An 11,926-nucleotide genomic window follows, 5' to 3' on the forward strand; every position below is an offset into this window, starting at 1 on the left:
TGCGCTGTTGGAGCGCTTTGCCGGCCGTTGGGTTCCCGGCTTGCGGGGGTTGCGTGTTCAGAAACCGTCGATTGCGGCGGCCTGTAAGGTTTCACTCAGAGCCAGCACTTGCGGGTCGCGAAAGAATGCGCTCAATTGCGCCGCGCGTCCCGGGCCGATACCGGCTTCTGCCTGCCATTGTTCAGTGTCACGTTGTGCCAGCGCCTGCCACGAGTCAGGCAGTTGTGCCTGACCGGTTGGCGGCATGCCCAAAGCTTTCAGCCATTGAGTGAACGGCCGTTGGCGCGCGCTGTTAAAACTGTTGAGCAAACGCGCGCTGCTGCGCTCGCCGAAGCCGCTAATGTTAGCAAGCTCTGGCGCGTCGAGGGTTAACCAATCCAGCAGGTTGTTCACGCGGCGTGTTTCGAGAAGTTTCTCCCAAGTGCCGCGCCCGACATTCTGCATCGCCAGCCCTTGCTTGCTACTGAGCCAGGTCAGTCGTGCGAGAAACTGGCTTTCACAACCGGGGGTGGGTTGCCAGCAACTCAGCGCGTGGAAGTCATCGGCGACGGGGATGTTGAGGTCTGCGCGTTCGGTCGCGCGCAGCACAACGCTGTCGAGCCGTGGAATGGTCAGGCCGGCGAGGCTGATTGACACTTGATCGCCGGGGCGAATATCGAGGTCTTGCCAGCGCTTGAAGGAGCTGGCGCTGACCCGTTTGATTTCGCGGTCATCGAGCATGACGGGTTTGAGTTCGAGCACCGGCGTGATGCGCCCGGTGCGCCCGATCTTGAAATTGACCTTGCGTACTTCGGCCAGCGCTTGAGCAAAAGGATATTTCCAGGCAATTGCCCAATAGGGAGCGCGCACCTGCCAGCGCTCGGCGGGTGGTCGTTGGCTCTGGCGCAATACCACGCCGTCAGTGGCAAAGGGCAGGGGCGAGCGATACCAGTGATCGCGCCATTTCTGCGCTGCAGCAAATTCGGTGACGGGGTGGCTGTACGGTTCAATCGTGGCGAAACCCAGCGTCGCCAACGTGGCGATTCGCTCGGGCAATTGCGCTGGGCCTTGGGGCCAGTCCCAAACGAACAATCCAACCCCGGAAGCTTGCTCGGCATCCAACGATTTTCGCCCCATCAGGCCGGCGACGGTGGCGCGAGCGTTAACGCTGCCGGATCGAGCTTGCACGTGCTGGTTCAAGCGCCAGTAGAGTTCGCCCTGCACCAGCAAATCCAAAGGTTGTGACAGGCGTTGCGGGATGGCACCGATCTTTTGTGCTGAGGCTGTCCAGTCCTGCCCGGTAATCCCGTCGCCACGGCTGATGGCTTGTTGCAAAACGCCCGCGCGATAAATCAGCGTCACGGCAACACCGTCGACTTTGGGTTGAATCCAGACATCCTTGCGATCATGTAGCCATGCACCCACGGCCTCATCTTTGTGGATTTTATCCAGACCGGTATGGGCGATGGGGTGTGCAACCGAGCCTGCGGCTGTGCGCAAGGGATCGGGCGGCGAGGGCAGGTTGAAACACGCCCGCCATTCGTTCAATTGCGCAACGGATTGGTCGTAGAGTTCGTCGGCAATCAGTGAACGGCCTTCGCGGTGGTAGGCGTCGTCCCATTGGTTGATCTGTTTTTGCAGGGTGGTGATTTCGCGTTGGGCTTGGGGCCCGGGCCAGTTCGGGCAGGTGGCGTGGGCGCTGAATGTTGCGGGCATCAGCAGGACAATAAATAACAGGCGCAGCGTGGCAAGCATCGTGAGCGTCCTTGCTCGAGGGGAATGATTGAAGGTTAGAAGACGATGGTGAGTTCGGTAGGTGGGGTGTTTTGCGAGGTGTGTCTGGGCGGGATTTGATGTGGATCTTGCCGGCCTCTTCGCGGGCAAGCCCGGCTCCCACAGGGTTTTGGGTTGAATTCGACAACGTATTTCAGTCATAAAAAAGCCCCGCACGGCGCGAACCGTGCGGGGCTTTTTGTGCCGCCGGGGAAAGTCTTACAGACCAGCAGCAGCGCGCAGGGCGTCGGCGCGGTCGGTTTTTTCCCAGGTGAACGTGGTGAAGGTGTCTTCGCCAACGGTCTTGGTCTCTGGCGTGCGACCGAAGTGGCCGTACGCTGCAGTTTCCTGGTACATCGGGTGCAGCAGGTCGAGCATGGTGGTGATTGCGTATGGACGCAGGTCGAACACTTCACGCACCAGTTTGACGATCTTGTCGTCGCTGATCTTGCCGGTACCGAAGGTGTTCAGCGAGATCGAAGTAGGCTGAGCCACGCCGATCGCGTAGGACACCTGAATCTCGCAACGCTCGGCCAGGCCGGCAGCGACGATGTTCTTGGCAACGTAACGGCCAGCGTAGGCAGCCGAACGGTCAACCTTCGATGGATCTTTACCGGAGAACGCGCCGCCGCCGTGACGGGCCATGCCGCCGTAGCTGTCGACGATGATCTTGCGACCGGTCAGACCGCAGTCACCTACCGGGCCGCCAATGATGAACTGGCCGGTCGGGTTGATGTGGAACTGGGTGTCTTTGCTCAGCAGTTCGGCAGGCAGCACGTGCTTGACGATCAGCTCCATCACGCCTTCGCGCAGGTCTTTGTACGACACTTCAGGGTTGTGCTGGGTCGACAGAACAACCGCGTCGATACCGACAACCTTGCCGCCTTCGTAACGGCAAGTCACTTGCGACTTGGCGTCCGGGCGCAGCCAAGGCAGCAGACCCGATTTACGGGCTTCGGCCTGGCGCTGCACCAACTGGTGCGAGAAGGTGATCGGTGCTGGCATCAAAACGTCGGTTTCGTTGCTGGCATAGCCGAACATCAGGCCCTGGTCGCCGGCGCCCTGATCTTCAGGCTTGGCACGGTCAACACCTTGGTTGATGTCTGGGGACTGCTTGCCGATGATGTTCATCACGCCGCAGGTCGCGCCGTCGAAGCCGACGTCGGAGCTGTCGTAGCCGATGTCGAGAATCACGTTACGCACGATCTCTTCCAGATCGACCCAGGCGCTGGTGGTCACTTCACCGGCAACGATGGCCACGCCAGTCTTGACCAGAGTTTCCACGGCAACGCGTGCGTGTTTGTCCTGGGTAATGATGGCGTCCAGCACCGCATCGGAAATCTGGTCGGCGATTTTGTCCGGATGTCCTTCAGACACGGACTCGGAGGTGAAGAGGGAGTATTCGCTCATCTCGATGTTTTCCTGAATTTACCGATGGTGAGTGTCGCCAGCCGGTCGCTGAAAGTGGCGAACCTGGATCTGGAAACCATTACGTAAGCCTACATAGAGGCTTTCCCCGGGAACGAGTCCCGCAGCGGTGGCCCAACGGGCCAAATCGTCCTGTTCAAACCCCAACCATAGATCACCGCAGGCCTCCCTGGCCCAACTCTGGTTGTGGCTACATAACTCTGTCACGAGCAGACTACCGCCCGGTTGCAGCAGGTCGGCCATGTGCTTGAGCGCATCGGCCGGCGCGGCGAAATGGTGCAACACCATGTTCAACACCACGCAATCGGCCTGAAGGCTTGTGCCGTTCAATGCATCGGCCAATTGCAGGCTGACGTTAGCCAGCTGTTCACGTTCACATACCTGACGCGCCAGTTCGAGCATCGCCGGGCTGTTGTCCAGCGCGGTTACGGTGCCGAAGCGACGCGCCAGTTCCGGCAGAAAAGCACCATCGCCGGGGCCGACTTCAATGGCCGTGGCCGCACCATTGAAGTTCAGTTTGTCGAGCAGGGCCAGCACGCTGTCGCGGTACTGCGGCAGGCCGGCGATCAAGTCTTGCTGGGCGCGAAATTTCTCCGCGACCCGGGCGAAAAAGTCCTGACTGGCGGCGGCACGTTGGCCGTGCACCTGTTCGATCCGCGCTTGCACGTCGTCAGGCAGGTCGAGGTTGTCGACTTCTTCTAACAATGCCGCGTGCAATTTGCCGCCAAGCAATTCGGTGTGGGGCAGGGCGCGGCGATAAAAAATCGCGTTGCCTTCGCGGCGTGTTGCCACCAGATCAGCCTGCGCCAACACTTTAAGGTGATGACTCATGCCGGACTGACCGATGCCGAAAATCTGCGCCAGCTCCAATACACCAAACGAGTCGTTGGCCAGCGCGCGCAATACATTCAGCCGCAACGGATCGCCGCCGGCCTTGCACAGGGCCGCCAGCTCGTCGCAATCGTCATGGCGAATGGAAGGCACGCGTAAATTCATAGGGCCGCAGTCTAGTGACGGTGAGAATTCCTCGCAAGGGCAATATCAAAAAGTTTTGATATTGCTCGATCAATGGCGCTTTTTATTGCACTTCTAACCAAGCGGTTCACTCTACAAACGAACAGCGGAAAGGTTTCACCAGCCGAAACCGCCGTTAAGCATGGGAAAAACGCCTGCCGATGACTATCTATCATTGCCCCGAGGCGTCCCGGTGAGGGAAAATGCTCGCCTTTTTTCCGTTCCGATTATTCACCCTTAGTTTCAGAACCCCAGGAGATCAGCGATGCCTAGCCGTCGTGAGCGTGCCAACGCCATTCGTGCCCTCAGCATGGATGCCGTGCAAAAAGCCAACAGCGGCCATCCCGGTGCACCTATGGGTATGGCAGATATCGCCGAAGTGCTTTGGCGCGACTACCTCAAGCACAACCCGAGCAATCCATCGTTCGCCGACCGTGACCGCTTCGTGCTGTCCAACGGCCACGGCTCGATGTTGATCTACTCGCTGCTGCACCTGACCGGTTACGACCTGTCGATCGACGACCTCAAGCAGTTCCGTCAATTGCACAGCCGCACCCCGGGCCACCCGGAATTCGGTTACACCCCGGGCGTTGAAACCACCACTGGCCCGTTGGGTCAGGGTCTGGCCAACGCCGTCGGTTTTGCCCTGGCTGAAAAAGTCCTGGGCGCGCAGTTCAACCGTCCTGGCCACGACATCGTCGACCACCACACCTACGTGTTCCTGGGTGATGGCTGCATGATGGAAGGCATTTCCCACGAAGTCGCTTCCCTGGCCGGTACGTTGGGTCTGGGCAAGCTGATCGCTTTCTACGATGACAACGGCATCTCCATCGACGGCGAAGTCGAAGGCTGGTTCACCGATGACACCCCGAAGCGTTTCGAAGCCTACAACTGGCAAGTGATCCGCAACGTTGACGGTCACGACCCGGAAGAGATCAAGACTGCCATCGAAACCGCGCGCAAGAGCCCGCTGCCGACCCTGATCTGCTGCAAGACCACCATCGGTTTCGGTTCGCCGAACAAGCAGGGCAAAGAAGACTGCCACGGCGCCCCATTGGGTGACGCAGAAATCGCGCTGACCCGCAAGGCGCTGAACTGGAACTACGGCCCGTTCGAAATCCCGGCCGACATCTATGCCGAGTGGGATGCCAAGGAAAAAGGTCGCGCGGCCGAAGCCGAGTGGGATCAGCGTTTCGCTGCTTACTCCGCTGCGTTCCCGACCGAAGCCAACGAACTGATCCGTCGTCTGAGCGGTGAACTGCCGGCTGACTTCTCCGAAAAAGCCTCGGCCTACATCGCTGAAGTCGCGGCCAAAGGCGAAACCATCGCCAGCCGTAAAGCCAGCCAGAACACCCTGAACGCCTTCGGCCCGCTGCTGCCGGAACTGCTTGGCGGCTCCGCTGACCTCGCCGGTTCCAACCTGACCCTGTGGAAAGGTTGCAAAGGCGTCAGCGCTGAAGATGCCAGCGGCAACTACATGTACTACGGCGTGCGCGAATTCGGCATGACCGCAATCATGAACGGCGTGACCCTGCACGGCGGCCTGGTGCCTTACGGCGCGACCTTCCTGATGTTCATGGAATACGCCCGCAACGCCGTGCGCATGTCCGCGCTGATGAAGAAGCAAGTCATCCACGTCTACACCCACGACTCCATCGGTCTGGGCGAAGACGGCCCGACGCACCAGCCGATCGAGCAACTGACCAGCCTGCGTACTACACCGAACCTCGACACCTGGCGTCCAGCCGATGCCGTTGAATCGGCGGTGGCCTGGAAAAACGCTCTGGAGCGCAAGGACGGCCCTTCGGCGCTGATCTTCTCGCGTCAGAACCTGCAACACCAGGAACGCGATGCCGGCCAGATCGCCGCCATCAGCCGTGGCGGTTATGTACTGAAGGACTGCGCAGGCGAGCCTGAGCTGATCCTGATTTCGACCGGTTCGGAAGTCGGTCTGGCGGTTCAGGCTTACGACAAGCTGACCGAGCAGGGCCGCAAAGTGCGCGTTGTTTCGATGCCGTGCACCAGCGTGTTCGACGCTCAGGACGCTGGCTACAAGCAGGACGTGCTGCCGTTGCAGGTTGGCGCGCGGATCGCGATCGAAGCGGCGCACGCCGACTTCTGGTTCAAGTACGTGGGTCTGGAAGGTCGCGTGATCGGCATGACCACTTACGGCGAATCGGCTCCGGCTTCGGCACTGTTCGAAGAGTTCGGCTTCACCCTGGAAAACATCCTGGGTCAGGCTGAAGAACTGCTGGAAGACTAAGTCCGACAGTTGTGTTGTCCGGGCTGACGCCATCGCGAGCAGGCTCACTCCTACAGGGTTTTACGTTGCCCGTGTAGGAGTGAGCCTGCTCGCGATAGCGTCGGTTCAGACAATAAAGAGCTTTGTGATTCACCACGGTAATCGAGAACCCCATGCCTCAACCGCGTCCCTACAAAGTTGCACTCAACGGCTACGGCCGGATTGGTCGTTGCGTCTTGCGTGCGTTGTTTGAGCGAGGCGAGAAAGCCGGGTTTGAAATTGTCGCGATCAACGATCTGGCGGACATGGCCAGCATCGAATACCTGACACGCTTCGACTCCACCCACGGCCGTTTTCCCGGCGAGGTGCGAGTAGAAGGCGATTGTCTCTATATTAATGGCGACTGCGTGAAGGTTCTGCGCAGTGCTACCCCCGAAGGCATCGATTGGGCGTCGCTTGGCGTCGATCTGGTGCTTGAGTGTTCCGGTGCCTACAACACCCGCGAAGACGGCCAGCGCTTTCTCGACGCCGGCGCGCCACGCGTGTTGTTCTCGCAGCCGATGGCCAGCGAGGCGGATGTCGACGCCACCATCGTTTACGGCGTCAATCAGGATTGCCTGACCGGCGACGAACTGCTGGTGTCCAACGCTTCCTGCACCACCAACTGCGGCGTGCCGCTGTTGCGTCTGCTCGACAAGGCCATCGGCCTCGATTACGTGTCGATCACCACCATTCACTCGGCGATGAACGATCAGCCAGTGATCGACGCCTATCACCACGAAGACCTGCGCCGCACGCGCTCGGCGTTCCAGTCGGTGATCCCGGTGTCCACTGGTCTGGCGCGCGGGATCGAGCGTCTGCTGCCGGAACTTGCCGGGCGAATTCAAGCCAAAGCCGTACGCGTGCCGACGGTCAACGTGTCCTGCCTCGACATCACGATGCAGACCGCCACCGCGACCGACGCCAATGAGGTCAACCGGATCCTGCGCGAGGCCGCCACCACTGGCCCGCTCAAAGGCCTGCTGGCGTATACCGAGTTGCCGCACGCCAGCTGTGATTTCAACCATGACCCACATTCGGCCATCGTCGATGCCAGTCAGACCCGTGTTTCCGGCCCTAAACTGGTGAACATCCTGGCCTGGTTCGACAACGAATGGGGTTTTGCCAACCGAATGCTGGACGTTGCAGAACACTATCTGCAAACAGCCATTTCAAAAAAACCGTAGGAAGTGCGACCCATGACCGTGTTGAAGATGTCCGACCTCGATCTGCAAGGTAAGCGCGTATTGATCCGCGAAGACCTCAACGTCCCAGTCAAGGACGGTGTTGTCACCAGCGATGCGCGTATCCTGGCTTCGCTGCCGACCATCAAGCTGGCCCTGGAAAAAGGCGCGGCCGTGATGGTCTGCTCGCACCTTGGCCGTCCGACCGAAGGCGAGTTCTCCGCCGAGAACAGCCTCAAGCCTGTCGCTGACTACCTGAGCAAAGCGCTGGGCCGCGAAGTGCCGCTGGTGGCTGATTACCTCGGTGGCGTTGACGTCAAGGCTGGCGACATCGTGCTGTTCGAAAACGTGCGCTTCAACAAAGGCGAGAAAAAGAACGCTGACGAACTGGCCCAGCAATACGCCGCCCTGTGCGACGTGTTCGTGATGGACGCGTTCGGCACCGCTCACCGCGCCGAAGGTTCGACCCACGGCGTGGCCAAGTTCGCCAAAGTCGCCGCTGCTGGCCCACTGTTGGCCGCTGAACTGGATGCACTGGGTAAAGCGCTGGGCGCACCGGCTCAGCCAATGGCAGCCATCGTTGCCGGCTCCAAGGTGTCGACCAAACTCGACGTGCTGAACAGCCTGAGCCAGATCTGCAATCAGCTGATCGTCGGCGGCGGCATCGCCAACACCTTCCTCGCGGCCGCTGGCCACCCGGTGGGCAAGTCGCTGTACGAACCGGATCTGCTCGACACCGCGCGTGCAATCGCCGCCAAAGTCAGCGTGCCATTGCCGGTTGACGTGGTGGTTGCCAAAGAATTCGCTGAAACCGCTGAAGCCACCGTCAAGCTGATCGCTGACGTCGCTGCTGACGATATGATTCTGGACATCGGCCCGCAAACCGCAGCCAACTTCGCCGAACTGCTGAAATCGTCGAAAACCATTCTGTGGAACGGCCCGGTCGGCGTGTTTGAATTCGACCAGTTTGGCAACGGCACCAAAGTGCTGGCTCAGGCCATCGCGGAAAGCTCGGCATTCTCGATTGCTGGCGGTGGCGACACCCTGGCCGCCATCGATAAATATGGCGTGGCTGAGCAAATCTCCTACATTTCCACCGGTGGTGGCGCGTTCCTTGAATTCGTCGAGGGCAAAGTGCTGCCAGCCGTAGAAGTCCTGGAAAGCCGGGCCAAGGCCTGAGGCCGCCCGTTTGGCCAGGCAAAGGAGTGTTCACATGGTCAAGTCGTTAGCACTGTTGTTGCTGACCGGTACGCTGGCGGCCTGCGGGAGTAACCCGAAGGCCGAAGCTACGCCGGCGCCGAGCGAGTCGCAGAAGGGCTGTTATCAGGCCGACTGGCAGGCCGAAACCAACCCGGTGCTGAACAAGCGCTCGGGCCCGGACGGTCTGGACAAATACGAGACGCAAACCCCGGCCAAGGAACATGGTTGTCCTTGACGGGTCTGACTCTTTAACTCAGGGCTGGCGGCGTGCGCCGTCAGTCGAGGAACACGGATGAAAGGCTTGATCGCCATTGCGGCGTTGGCATTGTTGGGCGGTTGCGCGCAGTTGAACCTGTTTCAGTCGTCTGCCCCGGCGGATAACTGGACGACCTGAACCTGCGACAGCCAGGCCAAAGTGCTGTGGCGCTACGCTGATGCCAACAAGAAGGAAGTCGACGTTCGACTGGGTGGCGGTGATCAGGTTTATCGCCTGAAAGAAGAGCCGGGCGCTTCGGGCACGCTGTACAGCGACGGCATGCTGGCGTTTCACGTCAAGGGAGAGGAAGGCCTGGTGTACTGGGTCGCCACCAATGACCTGATCGGCCGCGGCTGCAAAGCCGAGTAATTGACACACCGCAGGCCCATTGTAGGAGTGAGCCTGCTCGCGATAGCGGTATGACAGTCGCTGCAATATTGACTGCAAGATGGCTATCGCGAGCAGGCTCACTCCTACAGGGGTTCTGCGCACTAATTAAGAATTGGCTTTATCGAATCACCAGACCGGGCCTCAACCCCCGATCTGCAATCACTTGAATAGCCGCCGCCGCTCCGGCAGGCTGGCACGATTAACGACCCTCAACCGGGAGAGACACACACAATGGCACTTATCAGCATGCGCCAGATGTTCGGACGACGCAGCCGAATTCGGCTACGGCGTTCCAGCCTTCAACGTCAACAACCTTGAGCAGATGCGCGCCATCATGGAAGCCGCTGACAAGACTGACTCCCCGGTGATCGTTCAGGCTTCGGCCGGCGCTCGCAAATACGCCGGCGCACCATTCCTGCGTCACCTGATCCTGGCCGCGATCGAAGAGTTCCCGCACATCCCGGTGTGCATGCACCAGGACCACGGCACCAGCCCTGACGTCTGCCAGCGCTCGATCCAACTGGGCTTCAGCTCGGTCATGATGGACGGCTCGCTGGGCGAAGACGGCAAGACCCCAACCGACTACGACTACAACGTCCGCGTTACCCAACAAACCGTGGCCATGGCTCACGCCTGCGGCGTTTCGGTAGAAGGCGAGCTGGGCTGCCTGGGTTCGCTGGAAACCGGCATGGCCGGTGAAGAAGACGGCATCGGCGCCGAAGGCGTTCTGGATCACAGCCAAATGCTGACCGACCCGGAAGAAGCCGCTGACTTCGTCAAACGCACCCAGGTCGATGCCCTGGCCATCGCCATCGGCACCAGCCACGGCGCCTACAAGTTCACCAAGCCACCTACTGGCGACGTGTTGGCGATCGACCGTATCAAGGAAATCCACAAACGCATCCCGAACACCCACCTGGTGATGCACGGTTCTTCTTCGGTGCCACAAGAGTGGCTGGCGATCATCAACCAGTACGGCGGCGACATCAAAGAAACCTACGGCGTACCGGTTGAAGAAATCGTCGAAGGCATCAAGTACGGCGTGCGCAAGGTCAACATCGACACCGACCTGCGTCTGGCGTCCACCGGCGCAATGCGTCGCCTGATGGCCACCAACCCGAGCGAATTCGACCCACGTAAATTCTTCGGCGCGACCGTGACGGCGATGCGTGATGTGTGTATCGCTCGTTATGAAGCGTTCGGTACTGCGGGTAATGCTTCGAAGATCAAACCGATCTCGCTGGAAGCGATGTATCAGCGTTATCTGAAAGGTGAGTTGAACGCTAAGGTTAACTAAGCGTTTGGTTTGACCTGTTAAAGAAACCCGCCGAGAGGCGGGTTTTTTTGTGGGTGGGTTGTACGCAGTCTGTGACGCATAGCTGAACCCCTGTAGGAGTGAGCCTGCTCGCGATGGCGGTGGGTCAGTCAGCACAGATGTTGGATGTTGGTTCGTCATCGCGAGCAGGCTCACTCCTACAGTTGGATCGGATGTGGGCTGTAGGAAATTGGGTGGCTGTCAGACCGTCAACGTTGACAGGCCAATTCTCACAAGGGACGGGGGTTATTTATCGTGATCGATATCCAGTTTGGTGAAGGTCACCTGGCCGCCTTCGCTGGTGTAGCCGGTGTTGTCTTGCACATAAACCCCGGCCTTGAAGTACAGCGGCTTATTCCGCCACGTTGCGCTGATCTGGGAATCCCATTGATAACCGGCCGCGCTCACGCCTAGCGCGCCGCCCGGGCTCAGGTGGATGAGGTAGTTGAACTCGTTATCCAGTTTGATCCCGGTGGCCAAGGTAATAACGCGGCTTTCTTTGTCATCCGGGTGCATGCGCACTTTGATCACGAGATTGCCGGTTTCAGTCTTGGTCTTGTACTGATATTCGAGTTTCACCATTGGCCGCTGGCTTTCATACGCATGAATCTGGCCGATCACGATTTTGCCCGAGCTCGGCACTTTGTTGACCGTGACCGTCGCGCGCAGCAGGTTGTCCGCATCCGGGTAGTACCAGTTTCGCAGCGTGCCATTGCTGTAGGTCTCGCGCAGTTCAGTGCGCGGATAGATGGCGTTTTCGGTTTTAGAGCCGGTCACCGGTGACCAGAAGAACAAAGTGCCGGTGTCGGAATGGAAGTACTGATCTTTGAAGCCATTCACCAGTTTTGAGGTTTCGACGGTGTACGGCGGACTGCCGACGGGAACGCTGAGGTTCCAGGTTGCGAGATCGATCATGTCGGTTCTTCCACTCAGTTCATCCTGAACGCGGGTGCCAGAAGCTCTAGCCCGCGCCTTTTGGGGGCGGCCTTTATAAGCGTAGAGGCGTTTTTTGTTAACGCCCGTTTGGCAGATGATTGACGTCAACATCCTGTCGAAATGCCATCTTTCCCGGATTCCGGGGGCTGTAGCGGTGACCGTTAGTCGGT

8 protein-coding genes and 2 pseudogenes are annotated in these 11,926 nt (G+C 59.5%); 6 read left to right on the forward strand and 4 right to left on the reverse strand.

Features of this window, described 5'->3' with window-relative positions; genetic code table 11:
• Positions 1–57 precede the first annotated feature (57 nt).
• The 3 genes from ligB to ACZZ0D_RS26445 form a co-directional block, all read right to left on the reverse strand.
• Entirely contained in the window at positions 58–1,734 is a 1,677-nt protein-coding gene (ligB, locus tag ACZZ0D_RS26435; RefSeq protein ID WP_463554658.1) for an NAD-dependent DNA ligase LigB, read from the reverse strand.
• Positions 1,735–1,971: 237 nt separating this feature from the next.
• The gene (metK, locus tag ACZZ0D_RS26440) at positions 1,972–3,162 is read right to left on the reverse strand and encodes a methionine adenosyltransferase (protein ID WP_053124627.1); all 1,191 of its coding nucleotides are present in this window, start codon (positions 3,160–3,162) and stop codon (positions 1,972–1,974) included.
• An 18-nt stretch (positions 3,163–3,180) separates the two neighbouring features.
• Positions 3,181–4,176 carry an ArsR/SmtB family transcription factor gene (locus tag ACZZ0D_RS26445; RefSeq protein WP_016987232.1) on the reverse strand — a complete coding sequence of 332 codons (996 nt, stop codon included), beginning with the start codon at positions 4,174–4,176 and terminating at the stop codon, positions 3,181–3,183.
• Between the two features lie 283 nt (positions 4,177–4,459).
• Here ACZZ0D_RS26445 and tkt point away from each other — a divergent pair, with 283 nt between their 5' ends.
• The 6 genes and pseudogenes from tkt (at position 4,460) to fba (ending at position 10,802) form a co-directional block, all read left to right on the forward strand.
• Entirely contained in the window at positions 4,460–6,457 is a 1,998-nt protein-coding gene (gene tkt, locus ACZZ0D_RS26450) for a transketolase (RefSeq protein WP_282355594.1), read from the forward strand.
• A gap of 152 nt (positions 6,458–6,609) precedes the next feature.
• On the forward strand, positions 6,610–7,662 hold the full coding sequence (gene epd / locus ACZZ0D_RS26455) for an erythrose-4-phosphate dehydrogenase (protein WP_401240154.1): 1,053 nt from the start codon (positions 6,610–6,612) through the stop codon (positions 7,660–7,662).
• Positions 7,663–7,674: 12 nt separating this feature from the next.
• Entirely contained in the window at positions 7,675–8,838 is a 1,164-nt protein-coding gene (locus ACZZ0D_RS26460) for a phosphoglycerate kinase (RefSeq protein ID WP_008081033.1), read from the forward strand.
• Positions 8,839–8,872: 34 nt separating this feature from the next.
• The gene (locus tag ACZZ0D_RS26465) at positions 8,873–9,094 is read left to right on the forward strand and encodes a hypothetical protein (protein ID WP_007913756.1); all 222 of its coding nucleotides are present in this window, start codon (positions 8,873–8,875) and stop codon (positions 9,092–9,094) included.
• Positions 9,095–9,151: 57 nt separating this feature from the next.
• A pseudogene (locus tag ACZZ0D_RS26470) lies at positions 9,152–9,484 on the forward strand (MliC family protein).
• A 252-nt stretch (positions 9,485–9,736) separates the two neighbouring features.
• Positions 9,737–10,802 (forward strand): annotated as a pseudogene (gene fba / locus ACZZ0D_RS26475) (class II fructose-bisphosphate aldolase).
• Positions 10,803–11,066: 264 nt separating this feature from the next.
• Here the strand turns inward: fba and ACZZ0D_RS26480 are convergent.
• Complete coding sequence (locus ACZZ0D_RS26480) at positions 11,067–11,735, reverse strand: polysaccharide lyase family 7 protein (RefSeq protein ID WP_053124619.1); 669 nt, start codon at positions 11,733–11,735, stop codon at positions 11,067–11,069.
• Positions 11,736–11,926: the final 191 nt, after the last annotated feature.

It is taken from the genome of Pseudomonas sp. AC193, assembly GCF_979258075.1.